Origin of the sequence: Amycolatopsis roodepoortensis (assembly GCF_014873915.1) — a bacterium.
Classification (GTDB): domain Bacteria; phylum Actinomycetota; class Actinomycetes; order Mycobacteriales; family Pseudonocardiaceae; genus Amycolatopsis; species Amycolatopsis roodepoortensis.
On record NZ_JADBEJ010000008.1, the window covers coordinates 606,198 to 630,153 of the forward strand.

Here is a 23,956-nt window from a genome sequence, read left to right on the forward strand (position 1 = left end):
GTGGATCAGGGTTTCGATGGCTCGTCGACCAGCGCGTAGTAGGGTTTCTCCGGGATTTGGACCTTGTAGACGAGCGGCTTGCGATCATCGGGTACCGCGGCGTCCGGAAGTTGGAGCATGAGCGCCATCACAACGCCGATCGGGTACCCGTCATCGTCGACCTCGACGTCTGGTCGGTCCTTGTCCATCACCGGGTACAAGATGGCGCAGCCCGACGTCGGGGTCTTGTCGGCGAGGTCATCGAGAGCCTTGCGATGTGCGCTCTCGGAGTTCCCTCGTATGCGGTTCTCTTTCTCGACTTTGCGGCCGTGGACCGTGAACTCGCCGACTCCCTCGATGCTGATCCGCCTTCCTGTTTTTTGTTGAGGCAGAACGATATGCCACTGGTCGACGATGTCCTCCGGCAAGCTCGCGATCCACGCGAGGTCGGCGGTGAAAGTGTCGTCCTTGGCCCATTTCAGTTCGCTGAGGACGTCGATCATCTCTTTGTGCGTGACCGTTCCAGTGAGCGCTTCGAAGGTGCGACCGGCCTTTAAAGAAGTGTGGTGCTTGGCCGCCTTGAGTAGCGGGCGGCAGGCATCGATATTGTGGCTTAGTGCGGACTGGTCGTCCAGGTTCGGGTAGCCGGAACTGGGTTCCTTTGTCCGGGTCCTACGCTCGACCAGCCTCGCGTTGTACATCTTGTTCGGTGCGGTTGGCCGAAGTCCGCCGTGCCTCATCACTTGCGGTTGGATGTCCTTCGGCGTGATCAGGGGGCGACCATCGACCATGGTCGCGTACTGGCGGAGTTCGCGACGGAACTCCTCCTCGTCCCTACAAGCCGCCTCGAACGCGTCGCGGACCTTGCGGGTGACGAAGAGTCGGACCAGGTCGCGGTACCCTGGGCGGAATCCGAACCATCGGCCCATCTGCATCAGTGCTTCGGAGTGCCCGACGTTGCGGGAATAGTAGGTCACCGTCAGTCCTTCGACCGTGAACCCCCGCGCCAGGGAGTTCCCACCCACGAGAATCCGCCACACCGGCCGCTTGTCGAAGTCGAGGTTCTCCTGCTCGATGTCTTTGTCACTGTTGATGACCAGGACCGGATTACCGTTCGGGGCGATCTGACGTGCGGCTACACCCAGGTGGGGAACGAGGTCGTCGAACGACGCCGGCATCGCGTGGCCGAGATCGAGTGCGGCGGTGACCGGCGCGAAGTCGTCGAGGAAAAGTTGCCGAAGCCTTTCCGAGGCACCGCCACTCAGATAGCCACTGACGTTCCACAAGTCTTGGATGGACTCGGACCTTGTCTTGTGCGCGGCTTTGCGCATCGCCTCGTGTACAAGCATCGTGTGGTGCTTGAACGGCTTCGCTCCATGCGCTTCGCGGTATAGCTTGATGGCCCCCGCGAGCACAAACGAATCCAGGGCGTCTTGGAGGTCGTCCTCCTCCGCTTCGTCGTCCTCGTCCGCTTGCTTGCCGACGAGCCTGACGTGTGCCTTCTCCTTGGAGTTGGCGAATGTCTTCTCGGAGTCCGGGATCGCGAGATCGAGATCGTGGAAATCATCGGCGCCCATATATCCCTCTGGGCGTTCCAAAGAGATCAGATAGTCCTTGGGGAAAATGTCTTCATCGTCCGAGGGGTCCACGAAGACATTCGCGAACGGCGTGGCCGTGTACCCGACATACTGCGCTCGTGGCAGGATGTGCAGCAGGTTGGACAGATGTTGGTTGATAGCGGTGCGCTTCTTCTGCTCTTCCTTCCACTTCCTGGGATCTGTGGTGTTGACTGATGCCTGGTCGGATTCATCGTCGATGATCAATGTGGGGATGTCGTCGAGCTTGTCCGCATTGTTCTTGAGGTCCTTGACCAGGTTGTTCAACACCGACGTGTTCTTTTTGACGATAATCAATCTGGCGTCACTGGTGAACAGGTTGTCGGGATGCCATAGCTGCTTGGTTCGGTCCCGGCGCTCGAATTCCAGCGCGGGTAGGCCTTGCTGGAGACGACGGTAGTCGCGGCGCTGGGTGGTCATACGGTGGATGTCGGGTTTGCCGACCTCCGATGGTCGAACTCCGTGACGGACGAACCTGTCGTTGTTCCAGTCGTCGTCATCATCGAGGTAGTCGATGATCTGTGCGGCACCCGGGTCTGATTCGTCGACACCACGCAGGATGTTCTCGCGGCCGACTAGTTCCATGTCGAGGCGTCGTTGGGTCTGTTCGCGTAGCAGGTTGGTCGTGCCGGTCATGACGATGATCAGTCGATAGCCGGCGTCGATGGCCTTCGCGATCACTCCTGTGAAGTTGGCGGTCTTCCCACTCTGCACATACCCGACGACCAGTCCTTTGGTCTGGCCGGCCTTCGCGCGCGATGGGTTGACGAGCCGCTCCACGATGTGTGTGGTCGCCGTGTCCAAGGTGGTGATCGCCTGAGCGCCCCAGTTGCGCCTTGTGCGCAAGTACTCGATGTAGTGACCCCAGTAGAAGTCCCTATCGCGCTGAACCTCCATGGTGTACCAGGGTTCCCAAGGGCCGGCGATGACCGTGGTCCCGTCGCCTTTGGCGAGTGGGAAGTGCACCGAGAACGCGCTAGCTGTCTCCGCCTCGATTTTCAATAGCTCGATTATGAGCTCGCGGCGTTCCGCTGAGTTGGCGCGAGTCCCGGCGGTCCACGGGTTTCCCTCGACTGGAGCGTTTCCCCACCTTCCCATGTTGAGGGTCAGGGCGACTCTGAGCCGGTCGTCTTGATCCGATGCCTCGAGATGTTCGCGAAGTCGTGCTTCGGAGACGTCGGGTTCGGGAACGATGTCCTCGGCCTCGACCTGGGCACGTCGGAGTAGGCCTTTGGGAGCGCTACCCTCCATCGCCCTCAGTGCGTTGGCGTAGGCCTCGACAAGTGGATTGGTCATGTTCGTCCTTCGAACCCGATGGCCGTTTTGATGATCTCAGGGATGTCCGTCGCGGTGGCGAGATCGGTCAGGTCTACCCGATAGCGGACTTCGGGAATCGCCACTAGCTGGATCCCGCTGCTCCGCAGCCCACTCTCGGTGAGCCGAGGGAAGGTCTCGTTCACTGGGTAGGCCTGACTCGGCGAACGCCGGGTCCATCGGGTTTTGAGTCGTTCCCGATGATCGTCATGCCAGCCAGCGTCCGCTAGTCGGCTTTCGAAGCCACTTCGGGCAGGTCCTGATCCGATCTCGGATCGGATCGTATCGACGAGGTCCGACAAAGTGCGACCACGACCAGCGCCCGCGGTGGTCAGCTGGTGCGAAACCAGCCATAACGGCCGCTTCCCCGTCGGTTCCAGTTGGGTCAACGACTCGATCCAATGTCGTCGCCGCTCGCCGATGGTCGTCTTGACCTCGACGTCCTGCGAGGGGAGCCCGAAGTCGTGCTCCTCAGTACCTCCTCGCCAGGCCTCGACCGCTTTCGTGGTCCCAACCGAGCCTATGAGGCCACCTACGACGACGAGTTCTCCGAATAGACCCACCTCGCGTTCGCGCGACAATGAGTCGGGAGCCAGCAGGAGCGTGGACATCTTGTCGAGCGTGGCCCACAACGCCTCGCTCGGTGAAAGCCCGCTGAGCTGGATACGGTCCGCCATGGAGCACAGCACTGGGTAGGCGTCGCGGAACAGAGCGGGGCTGGTGATCGCCACCTCGAAGAACGGCGTACCGTCGTGCACCACTACTCGGGTGAGGATGTTGTGGAGTCCCGTATCGGGAGCTTCCACGTCGTAGTCGACCCGCACTCGTAGGCCGATCTCGGGCTTCGACGGGACGATGAAGATGAAGGCGTCGGGCGCGCCTTTGACCGGCAGGTCGTACGGTGCTCGGCTGGCGAGATAGCGGTCGAATGTTTCGGCCGACGCGTGCCGCTTGTCGGAGGTCTTACTCGTCGTCATTGACGCTCCGCCTGGACGGCGGTGGTCAGAATGGTCTGCCAAAGGTCGAGGTTGTCTTTGTCCCGCGGTCCGAGATAGTCGCCTTCGAATACGTTGCCGATCAAGAGGTATAGGAGCGACTTCACCAGTGGTAGATCGTTGAGGCCTCCATGCTTGTCGCCTAGCAGCATCTTCCGGTAGCGCTTGTTGAGCCACAAGGTGTGGTCATCCCGGTCGATGCGGAAGAACGAGTCGTCAGGGAAGACGGCCCACCTGATATCGATCGGCTTCTCGCCGGCGACTGGGGGGATTTCCTTCTCGATCGTGGCACGGACGCGGGGCGGCAGCCCGGACCCTGGGTGGATCATGGATGTTCGTTTGGGATTCCGTTTATTCGCGGTCTTGAAGATGTCTTCGGCGATTTCGAGGTATTGGTTCAGGCTGGTCCCGTCGGATGCCCGCGCCATGGAAGCCAACCGTGCGAACTCGGAGCCGACCAGGACCCGCGACTTTTCGGGGTTGAACTGGAACAGGCTGATCGAGTCGTCGTCGATCTCGACCTCGACGCGGGCGAATGAAAGCCGTTTGTGGGGCACGTGTACGCCGACCCAGCCTCCTGCTTGCAGGAGCCGTTCCCGCCGGTAGAAGTACAAACCCTGATGATCAGCCGGGTTGCCTGTCAGCATGAACTGCGCACTGCTCGACCGTCCAGGCCAGAGGTGGCAGCGGAACCGTAGGCGGAGTCCGTCCACCTCCGCGGTCAGCGTCTTGGGGAAGTCCGGGCGTGCGGACCTCGAATATCCGAATGGGTCGAGTGGTGTGACCGGGATGGGCGGTCCCACGAACGCCCCGTCGACGTCTCGGACCTCGAAGTCGATACTGATCTTGTTGCTTTCCAAGAACCTGTGGAACACCATGCCGAGGTGCTGGCAGGCGGCGGTGATCATGTGGTTGAGGATCTTCTCCACGTGCCTGGGATCATGCGTGGCGGCGAACGGGACGACGTCGTCCCATCGGATCACGGTGCCGGCTCCGGCGAGGGGGATACGCCAGCCTCTGTTGAACTCCGTCTCGGCGAATCGTCCCGGGACCACGTCGCATTCGAAGCCGCGCTGGGGGCCGTCATCCAGTCTCCAGCGGCGCCCGACGACCTCGTCGCCGGCGGCCTTCGACATCACGGTGAGACTTCTGGCCTGACTGAACGACGCGGCTTTCAAACCAAGGCCGAAATGCCCGAGATCGCTCCCTTGGTACTCGCGTCGACGGCCGACGGTCATCGCCGTGTCGATCGTCTCCGGCGTCATCCCGCGGCCGTTGTCAACGATGTAGAGGGAACGTGGGCGTCCGCCTGTCTTGACGATTTGGACAAGTACGTGGGTCGCGCCCGCGTCGATGGAGTTATCGACCAGGTCGGCCAACGCCGTCTCCATCGAATGGTTTCGCCCGATAGCGTCCAAGGTGCTCGGATCCGGCGGGAGTTCGATGCTCCCGGCGGTCGGTACGTCTTGACTCCACTCGGACATAACCAGCTCCCCACCCCGATCGTTTCGGCGACTCGATCCGAGGGGTCGCCGCCGTGCATGGCCGGTAGTGAGCAGGCCACGCTATTGGATATACCGAAGCAAGCCGCGCGTTACAGTACGTTACCAAACGGAGCTCTTCGTGTGAGACGGGTTGGGGCGTGCGGGGCTGTCCACTGTGAGAGTGGATGACTCGCGGGTTTTCCCGAAAACGCTGGTCAGAGCCTCCCTGATCAACCCCGCCAGATCCGCCGCCCCGTCCGTCTCAGCCCATCGCACCAGCGCGACGTGAGCAGCGCCAAGGCACGCCATAGCCGTAGCCCGCACCTGAAACTCCTCGTCCGACGAAGGCGAACAACCGAGAGCGGCCACGATCGCATCCGCCGTCGCGTACTGGCTGTCCAGATGCCGCGCCCGCAGCGCCGGCACCGAGATCATCAGCCGTAGCCGCGCCAGCAGGAACGCCTTCTCCGACGAAGACCCGTGAGCGGCCGTCTCCGAGAGCGCGCGCCCGATCCGCACAGGCAGCGGGCCGGGAGGCTGATCAAGCACGGCGGAAGCCGTCACGGGGTCGTACTCGTCGTAGAGGACCAGGTCCTCCTTCGTCGGGAAGTGCCGGTAGACCGTCATCGCCGAGACGCCGGCGGCCGCGGCGACGTCGGCGACGGTGGTCGCGTCGTAGCCGACGTCGGTGAAGAGGCGGATGGCGTGCGTCTGCACCTGAAGCCGGGTTTCGGCGCGCTGGCGGTCTCGGAGGCTCACGTGGTAGACACTATCAAAGTGTTAGTCACTAACATCTGGGGTGAACGATGAAGACGGCATTGGTGACCGGGGCGTCGCGGGGGATCGGGGCGGCGATCGCGCGGCGGCTCGAAGAAGACGGCGTCAAAGTCCGGAGGCATGACAGCGGCCAGGCCGACTTGTCGACGATGGAAGGTGTCGACAAGGCCCTTGAGGGCATCGACAGTCTGGACATCCTGGTCAACAACGCCGCCGCCCAGCCGGCGGGCCCGATCGAGACGGACACGCCCGAAAGCTTCGATCGCCTGATGGCGGTGAACGTGAAGGCGCCGTACTTCCTCATCCAGCGGGCACCGCTGAACGACGGCGGCCGCATCGTCAACGTCTCGTCGGTCGCGACCCGGATGGCCAACCCGGCGCAGACCTCCTTCGCGATGACCAAGGGCGCGCTCGAGACGATGAGCCGCACCCTCGCCCACCAGCTCGGACCCCGCGGCATCACGGTCAACGTCGTCGCGCCGGGCGCCACCAGGACCGCGAACAACGGCGCGATCTTCACGCCGGAGCTGGAGACAGCTATCAAAACCCTCACCGCGCACCGGAGGCTCGGTACCGCGGAGGACGTGGCGGACGTCGTCGCCTTCCTCGCTTCCGACGACGCCCGGTGGGTGACCGGGCAGGTCATCGAGGCGAGCGGCGGGTTGTTCCTCGGGCCGCCGGGCCAAGGCGCAGAATAGGCCGGTGACGTGGTTCAGCGAGGACGAACTCCGCAGGCAGGCCGGTGACGTCTCGTTCGCGCGTGGCGCCAAGTACCTGGAGTCGGTCGAGACGCTGGACGACGTCGCCGGCGGGGTCACGGCGGTGGTCAGCGGCACCGACCGGTACACGGTCCGGTTGCGCAACGTCGACGGCGAGCTGGTCGGCGAGTGCTCCTGCCCGCACGCGGCGGACGGCTTCTTCTGCAAGCACTGCGTGGCCGTCGGACTCTTGGTCCTGGAGGGCGTGGCGGACGGCGGCGCGGCCGACATCCGCGGATACGTCGAGACCCTGGACCGCGCCGAGCTGGTCGAGCTGCTCGTCGCGCACGCGAACGAGGACCCGGCCCTGTTCCGCAAACTCTCGCTCAAGGCGGGCCGTGGCGACCTCGACGCGTTGCGGCGGCACGTCGAGGGAACGTTGCGGTTGCGCGGTTTCGTCGGCTTCCAGGGCACGGTCGCGTACACCGAGAAGGTGCGCGAGGTGCTCGCCACCGCCAGGGAACTCATGGACGGGCCGCTGCTGTGCCGCATCATCGAGCTGGTGGTGGAGGCGCTGGACTTCGTCGAGGACTCCTTCGGCGCGCTCGGCTCCGAGGTGACGGGCGCGCTCGCGCTGTACGCGGAGGCCTGCGCGGACTCGCCGCCGGAGCCCAAGGAGCTCGCGGAATGGTTGCTGCGGCTGGACCTCGACGGGTCGGGCCGGGTCGACGTGAACATCGCGGACTTCACCGCGGGCCTCGGTTTCGAGGGGCTCGCGGTGTTCCGCGCCGGCGTCGAGGAGCGGTGGCGGTTCGACGACGGCGAGGACCCGTACCGCAGCCGCAAACTCCAGCGGCTGCGTGAGGGGTTCGCGGCGATGCGGAACTGGAAGGCCTAGTACCGCTGGCGGTTGCGGTACAGCTCCTCCAGATCCTTCAGCCCCGCCTGGTCTCCGGTGTCGGCGGCCGCGCGGAACCAGTGCTCGGCCTCCTGGAAGTTCCCGTGGTCGGCGGCGAGCCTGCCGAGGTTGGTGTACGCGGGAACACTGCCGAGTTCCGCGGCCTTCCGGTACCAGGCGGTGGCCTCGCCGGGATCGTTCCGGTCGTTGGCCAGCACACCCAGGTTCGTCATCGCGGCCGCGTCGCCCCGCTTGGCGGCCTTGAGATACCAGCGTTCGGCGGCGTCGAGTTCACCGCGACGGTGCAGCACCAGGCCGAGGCGGACGGCGGCGTCGGGGGCACCGGCGGCCGCGGCCGCGTGATAGCAGCTTTCGGCGCGCGTGAGGTCGCCCCGTTGCTGGGCCTGGTGGCCCAGTTTGATCAACGACGTCGCGTCGGCCTCTTCGCTCGCCTTGCGCCACCAGGGATCCGCCTCGGACGTCCGGCCGGTGTCGCAGAGCACGGCGCCGAGCGTGATCATCCCCTCGACGTTGCCGGCCTCCGCGGCCTCGCCAGCCCAGTACTCGGCCTCTTCGAGCTCGCCGCGCCGGTGCAGCGCCCGCGCCAGTTCCGCCATCGCTTCGACCCGGCCCTCGGCGGCCGCCCGCCGCCACCAGTCCTGGGCGGCGTCGGAATCCCCTCGTTTCGCGCAGAGATTTCCCAGAAGCGACATGGCATGCGAATCACCGGCGGTCGCGGCTTCGCGGTACCAGCGTTCGGCCTGTTCGGGCACGCCGCGCTCGGTCAGGAGATGCGCCAGGTTGCCCATCGCGACCCTGTCCCCGCCCTCGGCGGCCTTCCGGAACCACGCCTCCGCCTCGTCGAGATCCCCGCGCTCCAACGCGGTGGATCCCATACGTGCCATGGCGATCACGTGCCCGCGCTCCGCGGCCTTCCGGTTCAGATAGTCGTCGACCCGGGTGTTCCACTTACGTTTTCCGTCGCCCACAAGCCCGCTCCTTCCGGCAGCGTCGCTGGGGTAGTCGCTGCTCAGGGCCCCGATGTGACAACAACTACCGGGTGTCATCGCCGTGTCGCACCCGGTTTCCCCGCACCACGCGGTGATACTTGGCGCTCCCCCCAACCCCCTGTCGAGAGGAACCGCGCGGTGGCAACGCGTACCAGCCAGATGACCACGGCTCAGCGGCTGCTCCTGCTGATCACCCTCGCCGCCGTCGTGCTCGCGGTCTTCTGGTTCGTGAGCGGCAAGGGCGACGCGCTGCAGCCGAAGCCCACCAACCCCGCGAGCGCCGCCGACGCGCGCAAGCAGCTGGACGAGCTCACCGTCGCGCCGCGCGGTTCGATGGACGGCTACGACCGCAAGAAGTACCCGCACTGGGACAACCAGGGGAACAACTGCAACACCCGCGAGTTCGTGCTCAAGCGTGACGGCAAGGACGTGAAGGCCGGTTCCGACTGCGCCCCGACCTCCGGCAGCTGGACGAGCATCTACGACGGCGAGACCTGGACGAAGCCGACCGACATCGACATCGACCACATGGTCCCGCTCGCGCAGAGCTGGGTCAGCGGCGCGAAGTCGTGGACCGACGAGAAGCGGCGCCAGTTCGCGAACGACCTGACCAGGCCGCAGCTGTTCGCCGTCACCGACAACGTCAACCAGGAGAAGAGCGACAAGGCGCCGGACCAGTGGAAGCCGCCGCTCGTCTCGTTCTGGTGCACCTACGCCACCGACTGGATCACCGTGAAGCACTACTACGGCCTCACGATCACCACCGCCGAGAAGAGCGCGCTCAGCGACATGCTCGGTCGTTGCTGATCCGCCCGGCTTCGGGTTGGCTGTGGCCATGACGACCTTCGTACTGATCCATGGCGGTGGCGGCAGCGCCTGGGACTTCCACCTCCTCGAGGCGGAGCTGACCGGCCGCGGACACGACGTCGTCGCGGTGAACCTGCCGATCGACGACGAGAAGGCCGGCTTCCCGGAGCACGTCGACGCCGTCATGAACGCGGTCGGCGACCGTGAAGACCTGGTGGTGCTCGGCCATTCCTACGGCGGCTTCACCGCGCCGATCGCCGCCGGGAAGCTTTCCGCGCGGCTGCTCGTGATGCTGACCCCGATGATCCCGAAACCGGGCGAGACGCCGGGGGATTGGTGGGGCAACACGGGTTTCGAGGACGCGGAGGGCCTCACCGACGAGGAGAAGTTCTTCAACGGCGTCCCCGCGGACATCGTCGCGGAGGCGGGCTCGCACGGCCGCAACCAGGTCAGCACCGAATGGGGACAGCCGTGGCCGCTGGACGAGTGGCCGGACGTCCCGACGAAGGTGCTCATCGGGCGCGATGACCGCTTCTTCACGCCCGAGTTCCAGCGCCGGGTCGTCCAGGACAGGCTCGGCTTCGCCCCCGACGAGATCGACGGCCCGCACTCCGTGCCGTTGAGCCACCCCAAGGAACTGGCGGACCGGCTGGAGTCCTACCTCACCAGCGATCCAGCCGCATGACCTCTTCGAGCGGCTGACGCGCGGCGGGCTTGAATGTGTCGCCGGTGTAGAACGCCGTCGGGATCAGCGCGGCCTGGTGCACGTTCTCCGGCAGCCCGAGGATCTCGGCGGCCTCCTTCTCGTACGCGAGGTGCAGCGTCGTCCACGCGGTGCCGAGCGTGACGGCCCGCGCCGCGAGCATGTAGCTCCACACCGCGGGCAGCAGGTTCCCCCACAGGGCGGCCTGGTTGCCGGCGGGCAGCTCCGCGCTGTCCGTCTCCAGGCACGGGACGACGTGTACGGGAACCTCGCCCATCTTGTCGGCCAGGTACTCGACACTGGAGCCGACGCGCTTCTGCACCTTCGACCGTTCGGGGTCGTCCGCGAACAGTTTCCCGGCCGCCCGCGGGGAATCGAGATACTCGCGGCACGCCCGCTGGTACAGCTTCCCGAGCTCGGCGCGCTGCCCGGGATCGGTGATCACGAGCCAGTGCCAGCGCTGGGTGTTGGATCCGCTCGGCGCCTGCAGCGCCACCTGCAGGGCGTGTTTGACCAGTTCGAGAGGCACCGGCCGGGTCAGGTCCAGTCGTTTTCGGACGGTCCGGGTGGTCGTCAGCAGCTCTTCGGGCGTCATCCGGCGATTATGTCGTTATTTGCCTGTCGGTGAACCCGCGACCGCGATCGACGTCGGCAGGGTGCTCGCCAGTCGAGCACGCGCGGTGACCGAGCAGGGCACCCTGCCACCGCAATAGCGGGGCCTTCGGCCGGGCGGGTTCACCCCTTTGTCACTTTTCCGGGGCCGCCCCCGCTCCGCCGACATGTCGTTATGATCCGCTGGTGGGGAGGCCGCCGCGCGAACGAGGGATGGGCACTTTGCTCAGGCACGTCCTCGAAGTGACCGAGGCGGACGTCGCCGCGTTCTTCGAGGACATCGGCCTGGGCGACTACCGACCGCGGTTCACGCCGTTCGTCCGCGCGATCGTCGCGCACGGCCCGCTACCCATCCGCGACCTCGCCGCCGAAGTCGGCGTGACCCATTCCGCCGCCAGCCAGACGATCGCGCAGATGGCGCGTCAGGATCTCGTCTCGCTCCGGCCCGGGGCGGACGCCCGCCAGCGGATCGTTTCGCTGACCGAAAAGACGCAGCGCCTGATGCCGACGCTCGAAGCCGAGTGGGAGGCGACCAGCGCCGCTGCCGCACAGCTGGAAGCCGAACTGCCGTATCCGCTCAGGGAGGTGCTGGCCGCCGCCGTCGAAGCCCTGGAGCGGAAACCGCTCCGGGAACGCATCGCCGAAACGGACGCCGCGCTCAAGCTGAAGCGTCGGCCCGGTCGAGACTGAACACGGCCCAGACGTACTTCCCGCCGGAGCAGAGCTCGTGGCCCCAGTCGTCGGACAACGCGTGCACCAGTTGGAGACCGCGGCTGCGCGCCGCCATCGGCGACGGCTCCTTCAGCTTCGGCCGGTTCGTCCCGGAATCGAAGACCCGCAGCGTGAGCCTTCCGTCGGAGTACTCGACCTCGAGCCTGTCCGGCTTCTCGCCGTGCTCGAAGGCGTTCGTGACCAGCTCGGAGGTCGCCAGGAGGACGTCATCGACCGCCGGGCCTTCGAGGCCGAAGCCCGCCAAAGTCGCTCGTACCGCCTGCCGCGCGACGGCCGGCGCCGTCACATCGACCGGCAGAGGGAGGGAGACCACCGGCAACGAGCCCTCCGATCGCGTCTTGGACATCGTCATGGTTCCGCACCTCCCCTCACGAGAGACTCCCAGATCGCTGTTCGCCTCCCTGATACCCACAAGGGCCGTGGTCGAATCAGGTCCCGTCCGTGAGTTCGGTCTCGGTCAGTCCTTCCCGCATCTTCTTGAGCGTGGCGGCCAGCAATCTCGACACCTGCATCTGGGAAACGCCGACACGGCGCGCGATGTCCGATTGGCTCATCCCGGACCCGAACCGCAGCGCGACGATCTTGCGCTCCCGCTCGGGCAGCCGTTCCAGCATCGGCCGCAGCGCCTCGCGCAGCTCCGCCTGGCTCAGATTGGCGTCGGCCTCGCCGAAACGGGTGTGCGCGGAGTTCTCCAGGAGGTTGTCCAGCGAAGCGCCGTACCGGCCCTGTCCGGCACGGAGACCCTCGTAGACCTCGTCGATCGGGACACCGAGGTGCTCGGCGATCTCGCTGGGCTTCGGCGCGCGGGAGAGCCGGACCGTCAGCTCCTCGCGCACGGCGGAGATGTTCGCGTTCAGTTCCTTGAGCCGCCGCGGCACCCGCACCGACCAGCTGTTGTCCCGGAAGTGGTGCCGCAGTTCGCCGGAGATGGTAGGGACCGCGAAGGCCAGGAAGTCGCTGCCCTGGCCGGGGTCGAACCGGTCGACGGCGTGGATCAGCCCGATCGTGGCGATCTGGACCAGATCCTCCATCGACTCGTCGCGGTTGCGGAACTTGCGCGCCAGGTTGCGCGCGAGTTCGAGATGGGCGCGCACCAGTTCGTCCCGCAGCGTCTCGCGCTCGGGGGAGTCCTGTGGCAACGCGCACATGCGCTCGAACAGGGCCGGAACGTCCGCGCCGTCTTGCCCGACGGGTTCGGTCACGGCCGGGCCGCCTCGCTTTCCCGGATGAGCTCCACCCTGGACAGGTAGCCGCCGTCGGCCGGGGTGACACTCCGCCGCGCGGACGTCGCCAGCGCGGTCAGCAGTTGCCAGGACAGACCGGTCTCGTCGTCGGGTTCCGGAGAGTCCGAAAGCACCGAGACGGTCACCTCGATCCGCCCGTCCTTCCACGAGAAGACGCAGGTCAGGTGCCCGTCGGCGGCCGAGGGGAGCAGCATGGAGCAGGCCTCGTCCACCGCCATCCGGAGATCCTCGACCGCGTCCAGGTCGAAGTCCTGGCGCATCGCGATATCCGCGACGATCGTCCGGAGAGTCGGTACCACGTGCGGTACCGCGGCCGTGCGTACCTCGATGAGTTGAGCGCCCTCGCCGCCGGGCGGGGTGTTGTCCACCACGTGTGTTCCTCTCTCCAGCTGCGCTGCCGATCGATCAGATGCCCTGGGTGTGAGCAAACCAAACCCACGTTTGAGCCGCGCAGGGGGCGGGCATGTAACCGGCGACAAACGATCTCCTGGGAAGGCGGGGACCGACATGGCTGACGTGAGCCGGCTGCCGAACGTGGTGGCGGAAGAGTGGGACTGGCAGCTCCGTGGGTCGTGCCGAGGCGCCGACAGCAGCTTGTTCTTCCACACGGACAACGAGCGCGGTTCGGCTCGTGAGCGGCGCGAATCGCGGGCCAAGGCCATCTGCCAGACCTGCCCCGTGCTGGCTCAGTGCCGTAAGCACGCGCTCGCCGTGCAGGAGCCGTACGGCATCTGGGGTGGGCTGGGCGAGATCGAGCGCCGCGAGTTGTTCCTCCGCGAGCGCCGCGCCGGGCGCAAGGCCTTGACCGCGCATTGAGCGCCTCCCGGGCGCCGGTCGGCGACGCGCGCGACGGCGATCGTGGCGCCCCGTCCGTACTGGGTTAGGGTTGGGACTGTCGTTGCGGGGACAGCCACGCCTACCCGCCGAAGAAGAGCGTGCGTCCGTGTCCGGACTGGGCGCGGCCGTCGCTTGAGACCACAGGCGCGTTCCGGCGCTGAGCGTCGGTTCTCACCTGATGAGGAGAATGTGCATGCCCGCAGCGGACCAGAACACCACGCCGCCCGGTTTCAGCATCACGCTGGACGCCGACGCCTCTGAACCGCGTGTGGTGGTCACCGGTGAGCTCGACCTGCTGACGAGCCCGCAGCTTCAGGAGACCCTCGGGGCCCTGATCACGGACAAACCGTCCGGTCGCGTGGTCGCCGACCTGACCGGTGTGACGTTCTTCGACTCCTCGGCGCTGAACGTGGTGCTCCAGGCACAGCGTCAGGCCGCCGAAAAGGAGGTCGAGCTCGAACTGGTGCCCAGCCCGCAGGTGAGTCGAGTGATCGAGCTCACCGGCGTCGCCGAGCACCTCAGCGTGTCGGAGGAGCCCCCCGCCTGATCCCCCGATACGGTCGTGGGCTCGTGATCCGCGACACCTGGGGGCAGCACGATGATGGGGCGCACGCATGCCCTGACCGGATGGTGCGCGGGGCTCGCGCTCGCACCCGCCGTCGGGGCGGGCACGGTGCATCAAGCGGTCGTGTTCGCCGCGACCACGGCCGGCTTCGCGCTCCTGCCCGACCTCGACCACCCGGGCGCCCGCGCGTCGAAACTGCTCGGCTGGTTCACCGGCGCGATCTCCTGGCTGCTCCGCCGGGTTTCGGCGGCGCTGTACGCGCTGACCAAGGGACCCCGGGACGAGAAGGTCACCGGTAAGCACCGCCATCTCTCGCACACCGTGCTGTTCGCCGTCGGTCTCGGTTTCCTGACGTCCTGGGGCACCACCGAGGGCGGCCCGTGGGCGGTGTTCGGTGTCGTCGTCCTCGGCCTGCTGCTCGCCGAAGGCGCGCTCGGCGACTGGCTCCTGCCGGTCAGCGGCGCCGCGGTCGCCTGGTGGGTGTGGACCGCCCCGCCGAACAAGGCGGCGCAACTCGCGGAGATCTCCGGCTGGCTCGGCGTCGCCGTCGCAGCCGGGTGTTTCGTGCACTGCCTCGGCGACGCGCTGACCGAGTCCGGCTGCCCGTTCCTGTTCCCGATCCCGATCGCGGGCGAGACCTGGTACGAGATCCGGCCGCCGAAGGCACTGCGGTTCCGCACCGGCAAGAACGTGGAGAACCGGCTGATCTTCCCGGTGTTCGCGGTCGCCGCGGTGGTGCTGATCCCGGGTGTCTGGGATTACCTGTTCACCACCGTCCAGGGCTTTTTCCCGCCGGAGGGCACGCAGACCGCGGTGCAGTGAGGAATGCCCTCGTCGGCGGCGGCGTTGAATCGGAACGCCGGACCCGGTTCGAGGAGGGGAACAGTGGACAAGCCCGTGCTGCGCGCCGACGCGCGCCGCAACCGAGCGAAGGTGCTCGCGGCCGCCGAAGAGGCCTTCGCCGTCGACGGCCTCGCCGTCCCCCTCGACGAGATCGCCCGTATCGCCGGTGTCGGCGCGGGTACGGTCTACCGGCATTTCCCCAGCAAGGAAGCGCTCTTCCAGGCCGTCGTGGTGGACCGGCTCGAACAGTTCGCGGGGGAAGCACGCGAACTGCTGACCGCCGAAGACCCCGGTGAAGCGTTCTTCGGCTTCTTCAAACGCGTCGTCCAGCAGGCGTCGCGCAACCGGGCCCTCTGCGACGCGCTCGCCGAGACGACCGGGCTGGGTTTCAAGGCGAGCGCGGGCAACGACTTCCGTGCCGCGTCGCAGGCGCTGCTGACCAGGGCACAGGCCGCGGGCGCCGTGCGCGAGGACATCGACGGCGACGACCTGCGCGCCCTGATCGCCGGATGCCTGGCCGCGGAACGGTATTCACTCGAAGAACGTCATCTCGTGCGGATCGTTGTCGACGGATTGCGCACGCAACGTAACGAAACGTAAGATCGTCACGAGTGGTCCTCGTACCTGCGCTTCGCATGGTGAGGGGGTGCCGGATGTCGAGCCAGGGTTCCGTCACGGTCGCGGCCATCGCCGGCCTCGCGACCGGGCTGCTCGTCGCCGCCCTCCTGGTGGCAGGCCGCGAGCCGCAGCGCCGCGTCTACGAAGTCGGCACGACCCCATCCCCGGTCACGACGTCCCGTTCGGTCGGGCCGGTCACGGTGACCGTGCCGGGCAGCGCGCCGGAACCGCTCGTCGTCACCCGCACCCGGACGCCGGCGCCGCGCACGGTGACCAAGACCGTGACGCCTTCACCCACCTCGACGGAGCTGCCGCCGTCGACGACCACCGGGTTCCGCAGCGACTGAGGCAACCCGGGCGGCCCTTCGTGCCGTCTGTCCAGGTATGCGAAGAGCGCCCGTTTGCCTGCTCCTGCTCGCGACCTTGGCCGCTTGCCATCCCGGTGAGACGGCCTGTGCGGCCATCGGCCTGTCGGAGGGAATTTCCCTCGACGTCCCACCAGGCGTCACCCGTGTGTCGCTGGAGTTGTGCTGGGCCGGTGCCTGCGTGACCGAGTCCGCGCCCGGCGGCAAGCGCGTCTTCATCCCGACCCGGGGCCTGCCGACCACGCCGGTGCGGACCACGGTGACCCTCGACGACGGCCGGCCCCACACCCTCGACGTGACACCGGCGATCGCCTATCCGGTGAGCGAAGCGTGCGGAGGCGGCGTGCCGGTCGTGAAGCTGGTCGCGACGTCCGACGGCGAAGTGCGGCAAGCACCGTGAAGGCCGCCCACCCCGTCGGACGGCCTTCACGGTTTTCCCCTGTGGCTAGCCGACGTCGCGACGCCGCCAGCCCATGAGCCCGGCCACGAGCGCGACCACGGCGACCCCGGTCAGCCAGACCAGCGGTGTCGCGGTGAACTCCGCGGCGGGCAGTTTCGGAACGTGCGAGAACGGTGAGGCGTCGACGACCGCCTGCGGCAGGTTCAGCACCGGGCCGAACAGGCTGAGCAGCAACGCCAGCCCGGCGATGGCCCAAGCCGCCGTCGAGAACTTCGGCGCCAGGCCGAAAAGCGTCACGGCGAGGCCGGTGATCACCCACACCGCCGGAAGCTGTGCCAGCGAAGCGAGCACCATGTCCCCGATCGCGTCGGAGACACTGCCGGCCCGCATCCCGTTCGACAGTCCTAAAAGGACACCGCTGAGCACCATCATCAGCGCCGTGCCGCCGAAGGTGAACACGAGGTGGCTCCCCAGCAATCGCAGCCTGCCCACGCTCGTCGCGAGCAGCGGCTCGACCCGCACGGCGGTCTCCTCGGCGCGGAGCCGCAACGCGGACTGCACGCCGTAGAGCGCGATGACCATGGCGAACAGGCCCGCCATCGCGGCCATGAACGCGTCGACCAGCGCGTCCGTGCCGCCCAGCCGGGTGAAGATCTCCTTCGCCTGCTGGCTTTCCCCGACGACGTCGCCGATACCGCTCGCCACCGAGCCGAACACCGCGGCGCAGACCGCCGTGCCGATCAGCCAGCCGATCAACGGACCCCGGTGCAGCCGCCACGCCAGCGCGAACGGGCTGCGCAGCGACGCCGCGGCCTCGGCGGGGCCGGGGCGAGGCGGGATGATGCCGGTGCCGACGTCGCGCCGCGGGAGCAGCGCGTACCCGGCTGCGCCGACCACCACGGTCGCGGCCAGCGGCAGCAGGAAGACCCACCAGCGCTCGTCGGCGAACGGCCGGATCTGCTGCGCCCACCCGATCGGGGAAAGCCACGAGACCCAGGTCGCGTCCGAGGTCGAGTCGCCGACGGCGCGAAGCAGGAACGCGACCCCGACCGCGGTGGCGCCGATCCCGTTGGCCGTCCTCGAATACTCGGCGACCTGGACGGCCACCGCCGCGATCGCCGTGAAGACCAGCCCGGTCACGGCGGTGGCGGCGCCGAGCGCGAGCGAGCCGGCGGCGGGCAGCTTGGCGCCGATCATCAGCCCGGTCTCGACGAGTCCGATGAGGACACTCGCGCCGGCGGACACCAGCACGCCCGCGGTCAGCAGGGCGTACCGGCCGACCACCGCGGAGGCCAGCAGTTCCGCGCGGCCGGTGTCCTCCTCGGCGCGGGTGTGCCGGGTGACGGTGAAGACCGCCATCAGCCCGGCGATCAGCGCGAGGAACCCGCCGAGCCGCCACGCGGTGAACCCGCCCGCGGTCGAAAGATCGAAGGCGGGGCCGTAGATCAGCGAAAGCGACGGGTTCGCGCCCATGCTCGCGGTGAGCCCGGCCCGTTCGGCCGCCGTCGGGTACAGCGTTTCGAACGTCCCCGACGACGTCGAAGGCATGATCCCGAGCAGGACGATCCAGATCGGCAGGACGATCCGGTCCCGCCGCAGCGCCAACCTGGTCAGGTGCCAGGTGCCGACCAGTCCGTGCGCCGGTCCGGCGACCAGGGGACGGTCCAGCGTCGCGGTCATTTCGCGCTCGCTTCGGTGGTGTAGTGACGGAGGAAGAGCTCTTCGAGCGTCGGCGGCTGGCTGGTCAGGCTGCGGACGCCGACCTGGGTGAGCTGGCGCAGCGCGTCGTCGAGGGAGCGGGTTTCGACGTCGAAGCGGACCCGGTTGCCCTCGACCTTGAGGTCGTGGATGTTCTCCAGCCTGGTCAGCCCGTTCGGCGGGCCGGCGAGTTCGGCGGAGATCGACGTCCTGGTCAGGTGCCGGAGCTCGGCCAGCGTGCCGGTCTCGACGGTGTGCCCGTTCCGGATGATGCTGACCTTGTCGCAGAGCGCCTCGACCTCGGCGAGGATGTGGCTCGACAGCAGCACCGTGCGGCCCTGCTCGCGTTCCTCCTGGATCGCGTACTGGAAGGTGGCCTCCATCAGCGGGTCGAGGCCCGACGTCGGCTCGTCCAGGATCAGCAGGTCGACGTGCGAGGCCAGCGCGGCCACGATCGCGACCTTCTGCCGGTTGCCCTTGGAGTAGGTGCGCCCCTTCTTCCTGGGGTCGAGGTCGAACCGCTCGATCAGGTCCTTGCGGCGGCGCTGATCGAGCCCGCCCCGCAGGCGCCCCAGCAGATCGATCACCTCGCCGCCGGACAGGTTGGGCCAGAGGTTCACGTCCCCGGGGACGTAGGCGAGGCGCCGGTGCAGGCGCGCCGCGTCCTTCCAGGGGTCGCCGCCGAGCAGGCGGACGTCCCCCGAGTCCGCGTGGAGCAGGCCGAGCAGGACCCGGACGGTGGTCGACTTCCCCGCGCCGTTCGGGCCGAGGAAACCGTGCACCTCCCCGGCGGGTACCTGCAGGTCGAGGCCGTCCAAAGCCTTGGTCCGGCCGAAGGATTTGTGGAGGCCGGAGATGGAGATGGCGTTTTCCATGCGTCTGAAGGTACAGTGATTTCACGAAGTTGTGAAGTTAAGAAAACATATGGATGGTGTGATCACTCTGGGGGATGTACGAGAGGATGTGCCCATGACGACGACGCCTGAGAGTGCTTCGAGCACCCAGAGAGACGAGGACGCCGTCCGCCGTTACGTGGAGCACCTTGGCCTCACGCTCTCCCAGATCGGGATGCAGCGGATGCCCGCCAGGGTGTTCGCCGCGCTGATGACCACCGACGCCGGCCGTCTCACCGCGGCCGAGCTGGCCGACCAGCTCTCGGTGAGCCCCGCCGCGATCTCGGGGGCCGTGCGGTACCTGGAGCAGATCGGGCTGGTCGCGAAGGAACGCGAACCCGGCTCACGCCGCGACCACTACCGGCTCTTCGACGACCTCTGGTACGCCACCTTCATGAAGCGCGACCGCATGATCACCATGTGGCGGGACGCGGCCGACGAGGGCGTTTCGGCGCTGGGCGAGGACACCCCGGCGGGTGAACGGGTCGCCGAGATGCGGGACTTCCTGAGCTTCATGATCAAGGAGCTCAACGACATGTACGCGAAGTGGCACGAGATGCGGGCCGAAAAGGGCAAGTAGGTCATCGGGTCTCGTGAGTGTTCAGGACGGTTAGAACCGTCATTGCCACTCACGAGACCAGGCCCCTCGGGGGCGTGGTTTCTGCCGGGTGCCGGGCTTGGCCGGGTTGCGAAAGCCACTTTCGCAACCTTCAACGTTGCGAAAGTGGCTTTCGCAACGTCGGGCCTGGCACCGCCCTGGTGATCATGTCCCGAAAGCCACTTTCGAGACGTCTGGTGTCCCGAAAGTGGCTTTCGCGACATCGGCTCCAGACCCCCACGCCCTCACAGGTCGGGAAGCCGATAGGTACTTAAGGGGCCCTGGGTGAGACCCATCATTGCCACTCACGAGACCCGAGCGGGATCGCGCGTCGGCCAGCGGTATGTGCCCACGGCGAGATGGGCGCAACCCCGGCCGAGCAGCCTAGCGGCGACCTCGTGAGTGTTCAGGACGGTTAGAACCGTCATTGCCACTCACGACCAGCGCGGCCACCAGCGTGCCCGCCAGCCTTTCCGCCCACCGGTCCAGCTCCTCCGCGGACGGCTCGCGGTCCTCGAAGGACGCCAGGAACGCGTACTGGAAACAGGCTCCGAGCAACAGTGACGCCGCCGCGTCCAGATCCGCGTCCTCGCGGACCCTGCCGAGCCGGACCTCTTCACCCAGGTACGCCGAGAGACGCACCAGCGGCACGTCCGGCCCGCCCGCCCTGTTCGTGACCCGTTCCCGATGGGTCGCGAGCAGCTCCCGCGAGGAGAACAGCGACACCGAGATGGGGAAGCTCTCCAGGTAGAACGCCAGCGTGATCCGCGCCAGCCGGGCGAGATTCTCCACGAGCGGCGCGTCCGCCGCGGACCGCATCAGCTCGTCCAAGGTCGTCCCGAGCGCGGGGAGCCGCTCGGTGAGCACGCTCATGAAGATCTCGGTCTTGTCCTTGAAGTGCTTGTACAGCAACGCCTCGGAGTAGCCCGCCGCCCGCGCGATGGCCTTCGTCGTGGCATGCGCGTAGCCCTGCTCGCGCATCACCTTCGCCGCCGCGGCGACGATCTCCTCGCGGCTTCCCATGTTCGCTCCTGAGGGCTTCTCAGCGTTCGCTCGACAAGTGGTGGGTGAACACTCACCATAGTGGGTGAGTGTTCACTAACCCAGGAAGGCGTGACCATGAAGCTCACTGTTCTCGGTGCCACGGGCGGGGTCGGCTCCGAAGTCGTCAAGCAGGCGCTGGCCGCGGGTCACCACGTCACGGCGGTCGTGCGCGACCCGTCCCGCCTGCACGCCGAAGGTGAACTGCTGGAGGTCGTCGTCGCCGAGCTGTCCGAGCACGGCGCCCTGACCGAGGCGGTGTCCGGGCGTGACGCGGTGATCTCCGCCCTCGGCTCCCGCGACCGCAACCCGACGACCGTCGTCACCGACGGGGCGCACGCCGCGGTCGCCGCGCTCGGATCAGCGGGCACGCGGAGGCTGCTGCTGGTGAGCGCCAGCGGGCCGTTCGTCGACGGTGACGGCTTCTTCACCAGGAACATCGTCAAGCCGATCCTGGGCAGGGTCCTCCGGCACGCCTTCGCGGACATGGTCGCCGCCGAGCGGATCGTGCGCGCGAGCGACCTCGACTGGACGATCGTGCGCCCGCCGCGCCTGCTGAACGGGCCGCACACCGGCGTGATCGCCGCCCGCACCGACGGCAACGTCCGCGGGAGCTACAGCATCAACCGCGCCGACGTCGCCGACTACCTGCTCCGCGCGGCCGCCGACGACTCGCTCGTCCGCCAGACGGTCTCGATCGCCAAGGGCTGACCTGCCCCGCATTTCGTCCTCTGAATGCGGTTGTTGCGTGCGCAACGATCGCGTTCAGAGGACGAAACGCGGAAGTAGAGTCGCGGGGTGATCAGCCGTGCGGTGGTGCTCGCCCCGATCCTGCTCGCGCAAGCCGTCCGGGTGCGCCGCACGACGCCCAGGTTGCCCGGTGCCGCTGGGCCGGTCACGGGCCTGGTGGCGGGCGAAGGCGAGCCGGTGCGGCTCGCGGTGCTCGGCGAGTCCACTGTGGACGGCGTCGGCGCGGCCACCCACGCCGAGGCGCTGACCGGGCGGCTCGCGGACGAACTCGCGCGGGACGGCGGCGCGGTCGCCTGGCAGGCCATCGGCAAGACCGGCGCCAACGCCCGCGTGGCGCGCGAGGAACTGCTGCCGCTGCTCGAACCCGCCGACCTCGTGGTGATCGCGCTCGGTGTCAACGACACGATCGAACTGCATTCGGCCGCCCGCTACCGGCGTGACCTGCTCGACCTCGTCGTCGGGGTGCGGCGCCGGGTCGGCCCGGTCCCGGTGGTGCTCGCGGGCGTGCCGCCGATGGGCCGGTTCCCCTCGCTGCCGCGTCCGCTGCGGGACGTCCTCGGCGCGCGGTCGGCCGTCCTCGACGCCGCGGCCGCGCGGCTGGCGCTGTTGCCCGGCGTCGTCCACGTCCCGATGCCCGCCGCGATGCTGGACCCGGCGACCTTCGCCGAGGACCGTTTCCACCCCGGCCCCGAGGGCTACCGGCGCTGGGCCGAACAGCTCGCGGACGTGAGCCGGCGGCTACTCAGCGGCACCATTTCGCGGCAAAAGCGCTGATCAGGTCACCCTCCTGCCACAGATCGAGAAATTTCCGCGAAAAAGCTGGCTCTGCGTGTATCTGGTGGCAGCCTCGTTGCGTCCTATGGAGCAGTCGAGGAAATGAGGGACACCCGATGACGACCGAGACCAACACCGCACCCGTCGACGACGAGGCCACGGCCACCGAGGACCTCGAAGAGACCACGAAGCCGAAGCCGATCACGGCGCCGGTCCCGCCCCGTCCCGGCACCAGCCCGGACGGCAACTGGGACCCGAACGGCACCAAACCGCCGGTGAACTGAACCAACACAGACAGGTGATGTCCGGAGGCCGAGGGGGCCTCCGGACATTGCCTCCGGGTGCTCCTTCGGGGGAGGGGGACGCCCGGACGCGGGCCCGTTGGGGAGCGGGCCCGGGGGGAGGGAAAAAGGACCGGCCGGTGCGCAGTCCACACCTACTCGCGCCGGCCGGTGCCTTTGTCCTTCACCCCAGACCGAGGGGGACGACCGAAATTCGACAAAAAAGTTAGTGACTTGATGTATCCCAGAGCCTCTTGCACGCTCCTTCTCCCCGAAGGGCCCGCGATACTGCCAGCGCCGACACGAAGACACGTCCGAAGTGGGGCAGATACGGTGACCGACGTGCAAACGACCGAGGTAGACCCGCCATGGGAAGGACTGACCGGTGCCGACCTGCATGCCGCCTGCATGCGCGCGGCGCGGGCCGGTGACCGCCAGGCGATGGACAGACTTGTGCACGAGCTGACCCCGCTCGTGTGGCACGTCGCGCGCGCGAACGGGCTCGACCGCCTGACCGCCGAGGACGTGGTCCAGACGGTGTGGCTCGCCCTCTTCAGCCAGCTCGAAAAACTTCGGGACCCCAAAGCGCTCGCCGCCTGGTTGATCACCACCACCAGACGCGAAGCTCAGCATCCTTTCGGCCGCCGCGCCCAGCCTGTCCCGCTGACCGACGAGCTGGCCGAAAGCATGGAGAGCACCCACCCGGCCCCCGAAGAGGAAGCCGTCCGCGCCGACCGGGATCGCCGGGTCTGGCGCGCCTTCCTCCGCCTGCCGCACCGCTGTCAGCAGCTCCTTCGGCTGACCGTGCTCGCCGGGCGGGCCGAATACCAACTGGTCGCCGAAGCACTCCGTATGCCACGCGGAAGTGTCGGCCCGACCAGGGGCCGTTGCCTCGAATCGATGCGCGACCTGCTGGCCCACGAAGGGGGAAGCCGATGAACGACCTCGGGACGCCGGGGGAGATGACCTCCCCGGGCGATGAGGCCTTGCTCGCCGATATCGGGCGCTTCATGGACGAACTGGACCCGCCACCGGGAGACCTGGTGCAGCGGGTTCAATTCGCGCTCGCGCTCGAAAACCTCGACGTCGAGGTCGCCCGATGGGAACGGATGGACGCCACCGCGGGCGTCCGTGGCAGCGACACCGGCACGATCACCTTCACCGTCAGCGACCTGACCGTGATGATCAACCTCACCAAGATCGGCAAGAAGCACCGGATCGACGGCTGGCTCGTGCCCGCCGGCGAGTACGGAGTGGAGGTTCGCGTCGCCGAGCACGGCACGAGTTCCACCACCGCCGACGAGGGAGGCCGGTTCGTGCTGGACAACGTCCCTCAGGGCACCACCCAGATCGTGATCCACCTCGGCGACGTGACCTGTCGCCGGACGGTCGTGACACCGACAGTGGTGCTGTAACCGGACGGC

General features: G+C 67.6%; 29 protein-coding genes. 17 read left to right on the forward strand and 12 right to left on the reverse strand.

Features of this window, described 5'->3' with window-relative positions:
* Positions 1–5: 5 nt before the first annotated feature.
* From H4W30_RS40560 to H4W30_RS40575, 4 genes are all read right to left on the reverse strand, one after another.
* Positions 6–2,891 carry a Z1 domain-containing protein gene (locus H4W30_RS40560; protein ID WP_192747561.1) on the reverse strand — a complete coding sequence of 962 codons (2,886 nt, stop codon included), beginning with the start codon at positions 2,889–2,891 and terminating at the stop codon, positions 6–8.
* Complete coding sequence (locus H4W30_RS40565; RefSeq protein WP_192747562.1) at positions 2,888–3,886, reverse strand: PD-(D/E)XK motif protein; 999 nt, start codon at positions 3,884–3,886, stop codon at positions 2,888–2,890. The genes H4W30_RS40560 and H4W30_RS40565 overlap by 4 nt, the downstream gene beginning before the upstream one ends.
* Positions 3,883–5,388 (reverse strand): ATP-binding protein, encoded by a 1,506-nt coding sequence (locus H4W30_RS40570; RefSeq protein ID WP_192747563.1) that lies wholly within the window; start codon positions 5,386–5,388, stop codon positions 3,883–3,885. The genes H4W30_RS40565 and H4W30_RS40570 overlap by 4 nt, the downstream gene beginning before the upstream one ends.
* Before the next feature lie 120 nt (positions 5,389–5,508).
* Entirely contained in the window at positions 5,509–6,147 is a 639-nt protein-coding gene (locus H4W30_RS40575) for a TetR/AcrR family transcriptional regulator (RefSeq protein ID WP_318780763.1), read from the reverse strand.
* Positions 6,148–6,194: 47 nt separating this feature from the next.
* On the opposite strand from H4W30_RS40575, the gene H4W30_RS40580 reads away from it, so the two are divergent.
* Both H4W30_RS40580 and H4W30_RS40585 read left to right on the forward strand, forming a co-directional pair.
* Positions 6,195–6,863, forward strand: coding sequence for an SDR family oxidoreductase (locus tag H4W30_RS40580; RefSeq protein ID WP_192747564.1), 669 nt, complete (start codon positions 6,195–6,197; stop codon positions 6,861–6,863).
* A 4-nt stretch (positions 6,864–6,867) separates the two neighbouring features.
* A complete protein-coding gene (locus tag H4W30_RS40585) occupies positions 6,868–7,761 on the forward strand; it encodes an SWIM zinc finger family protein (RefSeq protein ID WP_192747565.1) in 894 nt (297 codons plus the stop codon).
* Here the strand turns inward: H4W30_RS40585 and H4W30_RS40590 are convergent.
* Complete coding sequence (locus H4W30_RS40590) at positions 7,758–8,750, reverse strand: SEL1-like repeat protein (RefSeq protein ID WP_126732369.1); 993 nt, start codon at positions 8,748–8,750, stop codon at positions 7,758–7,760. The two genes, H4W30_RS40585 and H4W30_RS40590, sit on opposite strands and share 4 nt — an antisense overlap.
* A gap of 180 nt (positions 8,751–8,930) precedes the next feature.
* On the opposite strand from H4W30_RS40590, the gene H4W30_RS40595 reads away from it, so the two are divergent.
* Together H4W30_RS40595 and H4W30_RS40600 are read left to right on the forward strand one after the other, a co-directional pair.
* The gene (locus H4W30_RS40595) at positions 8,931–9,578 is read left to right on the forward strand and encodes an HNH endonuclease family protein (RefSeq protein WP_225950985.1); all 648 of its coding nucleotides are present in this window, start codon (positions 8,931–8,933) and stop codon (positions 9,576–9,578) included.
* A gap of 28 nt (positions 9,579–9,606) precedes the next feature.
* The gene (locus tag H4W30_RS40600) at positions 9,607–10,263 is read left to right on the forward strand and encodes an alpha/beta fold hydrolase (RefSeq protein ID WP_192747567.1); all 657 of its coding nucleotides are present in this window, start codon (positions 9,607–9,609) and stop codon (positions 10,261–10,263) included.
* Here H4W30_RS40600 and H4W30_RS40605 read toward each other — a convergent pair.
* The gene (locus H4W30_RS40605; RefSeq protein WP_192747568.1) at positions 10,241–10,876 is read right to left on the reverse strand and encodes a nitroreductase family protein; all 636 of its coding nucleotides are present in this window, start codon (positions 10,874–10,876) and stop codon (positions 10,241–10,243) included. The two genes, H4W30_RS40600 and H4W30_RS40605, sit on opposite strands and share 23 nt — an antisense overlap.
* Positions 10,877–11,106: 230 nt before the next feature.
* On the opposite strand from H4W30_RS40605, the gene H4W30_RS40610 reads away from it, so the two are divergent.
* The gene (locus tag H4W30_RS40610; RefSeq protein ID WP_192748006.1) at positions 11,107–11,583 is read left to right on the forward strand and encodes a MarR family winged helix-turn-helix transcriptional regulator; all 477 of its coding nucleotides are present in this window, start codon (positions 11,107–11,109) and stop codon (positions 11,581–11,583) included.
* On the opposite strand, the gene H4W30_RS40615 is transcribed toward H4W30_RS40610, so the two are convergent.
* The 3 genes from H4W30_RS40615 to H4W30_RS40625 form a co-directional block, all read right to left on the reverse strand.
* The gene (locus H4W30_RS40615; RefSeq protein ID WP_192747569.1) at positions 11,552–11,977 is read right to left on the reverse strand and encodes an ATP-binding protein; all 426 of its coding nucleotides are present in this window, start codon (positions 11,975–11,977) and stop codon (positions 11,552–11,554) included. The genes H4W30_RS40610 and H4W30_RS40615 overlap by 32 nt on opposite strands.
* Before the next feature lie 76 nt (positions 11,978–12,053).
* Complete coding sequence (locus H4W30_RS40620) at positions 12,054–12,827, reverse strand: SigB/SigF/SigG family RNA polymerase sigma factor (RefSeq protein WP_192747570.1); 774 nt, start codon at positions 12,825–12,827, stop codon at positions 12,054–12,056.
* Positions 12,824–13,240 (reverse strand): ATP-binding protein, encoded by a 417-nt coding sequence (locus tag H4W30_RS40625; protein ID WP_016330768.1) that lies wholly within the window; start codon positions 13,238–13,240, stop codon positions 12,824–12,826. The genes H4W30_RS40620 and H4W30_RS40625 overlap by 4 nt, the downstream gene beginning before the upstream one ends.
* A gap of 136 nt (positions 13,241–13,376) precedes the next feature.
* Between H4W30_RS40625 and H4W30_RS40630 the strand changes: the two genes are divergently transcribed.
* From H4W30_RS40630 to H4W30_RS40655, 6 genes are all read left to right on the forward strand, one after another.
* Positions 13,377–13,685 (forward strand): WhiB family transcriptional regulator, encoded by a 309-nt coding sequence (locus H4W30_RS40630; protein WP_037315146.1) that lies wholly within the window; start codon positions 13,377–13,379, stop codon positions 13,683–13,685.
* Between the two features lie 214 nt (positions 13,686–13,899).
* Positions 13,900–14,253 carry an STAS domain-containing protein gene (locus tag H4W30_RS40635; protein WP_126732363.1) on the forward strand — a complete coding sequence of 118 codons (354 nt, stop codon included), beginning with the start codon at positions 13,900–13,902 and terminating at the stop codon, positions 14,251–14,253.
* A 54-nt stretch (positions 14,254–14,307) separates the two neighbouring features.
* Positions 14,308–15,093 carry a metal-dependent hydrolase gene (locus H4W30_RS40640; protein WP_192747571.1) on the forward strand — a complete coding sequence of 262 codons (786 nt, stop codon included), beginning with the start codon at positions 14,308–14,310 and terminating at the stop codon, positions 15,091–15,093.
* Between the two features lie 63 nt (positions 15,094–15,156).
* Positions 15,157–15,714, forward strand: a complete 558-nt coding sequence (locus tag H4W30_RS40645; protein ID WP_192747572.1) for a TetR/AcrR family transcriptional regulator — start codon at positions 15,157–15,159, stop codon at positions 15,712–15,714.
* 53 nt (positions 15,715–15,767) lie between these two features.
* Entirely contained in the window at positions 15,768–16,079 is a 312-nt protein-coding gene (locus H4W30_RS40650) for a hypothetical protein (RefSeq protein WP_192747573.1), read from the forward strand.
* Positions 16,080–16,116: 37 nt separating this feature from the next.
* A complete protein-coding gene (locus H4W30_RS40655; protein WP_192747574.1) occupies positions 16,117–16,497 on the forward strand; it encodes a hypothetical protein in 381 nt (126 codons plus the stop codon).
* A 45-nt stretch (positions 16,498–16,542) separates the two neighbouring features.
* On the opposite strand, the gene H4W30_RS40660 is transcribed toward H4W30_RS40655, so the two are convergent.
* Together H4W30_RS40660 and H4W30_RS40665 are read right to left on the reverse strand one after the other, a co-directional pair.
* Complete coding sequence (locus H4W30_RS40660; protein WP_192747575.1) at positions 16,543–18,177, reverse strand: ABC transporter permease; 1,635 nt, start codon at positions 18,175–18,177, stop codon at positions 16,543–16,545.
* The gene (locus tag H4W30_RS40665; RefSeq protein WP_192747576.1) at positions 18,174–19,070 is read right to left on the reverse strand and encodes an ABC transporter ATP-binding protein; all 897 of its coding nucleotides are present in this window, start codon (positions 19,068–19,070) and stop codon (positions 18,174–18,176) included. Before H4W30_RS40665 ends, H4W30_RS40660 begins: the two co-directional genes overlap by 4 nt.
* A gap of 94 nt (positions 19,071–19,164) precedes the next feature.
* On the opposite strand from H4W30_RS40665, the gene H4W30_RS40670 reads away from it, so the two are divergent.
* Positions 19,165–19,668: a GbsR/MarR family transcriptional regulator gene (locus tag H4W30_RS40670; RefSeq protein ID WP_192747577.1), complete on the forward strand. Its 504-nt coding sequence runs from the start codon at positions 19,165–19,167 to the stop codon at positions 19,666–19,668.
* A 402-nt stretch (positions 19,669–20,070) separates the two neighbouring features.
* Here H4W30_RS40670 and H4W30_RS40675 read toward each other — a convergent pair whose 3' ends face one another.
* Positions 20,071–20,709 (reverse strand): TetR/AcrR family transcriptional regulator, encoded by a 639-nt coding sequence (locus H4W30_RS40675; RefSeq protein WP_192747578.1) that lies wholly within the window; start codon positions 20,707–20,709, stop codon positions 20,071–20,073.
* Positions 20,710–20,805: 96 nt separating this feature from the next.
* Between H4W30_RS40675 and H4W30_RS40680 the strand changes: the two genes are divergently transcribed.
* The 5 genes from H4W30_RS40680 (at position 20,806) to H4W30_RS40700 (ending at position 23,947) form a co-directional block, all read left to right on the forward strand.
* The gene (locus H4W30_RS40680; RefSeq protein ID WP_192747579.1) at positions 20,806–21,438 is read left to right on the forward strand and encodes an NAD(P)-dependent oxidoreductase; all 633 of its coding nucleotides are present in this window, start codon (positions 20,806–20,808) and stop codon (positions 21,436–21,438) included.
* 87 nt (positions 21,439–21,525) lie between these two features.
* Entirely contained in the window at positions 21,526–22,251 is a 726-nt protein-coding gene (locus tag H4W30_RS40685) for an SGNH/GDSL hydrolase family protein (protein WP_192747580.1), read from the forward strand.
* A gap of 116 nt (positions 22,252–22,367) precedes the next feature.
* Complete coding sequence (locus H4W30_RS40690; protein ID WP_167373514.1) at positions 22,368–22,535, forward strand: hypothetical protein; 168 nt, start codon at positions 22,368–22,370, stop codon at positions 22,533–22,535.
* Between the two features lie 330 nt (positions 22,536–22,865).
* Complete coding sequence (locus H4W30_RS40695) at positions 22,866–23,471, forward strand: RNA polymerase sigma factor (RefSeq protein WP_007030724.1); 606 nt, start codon at positions 22,866–22,868, stop codon at positions 23,469–23,471.
* A complete protein-coding gene (locus tag H4W30_RS40700; RefSeq protein WP_007030725.1) occupies positions 23,468–23,947 on the forward strand; it encodes a hypothetical protein in 480 nt (159 codons plus the stop codon). Before H4W30_RS40695 ends, H4W30_RS40700 begins: the two co-directional genes overlap by 4 nt.
* The last annotated feature ends 9 nt before the right edge of the window (positions 23,948–23,956 follow it).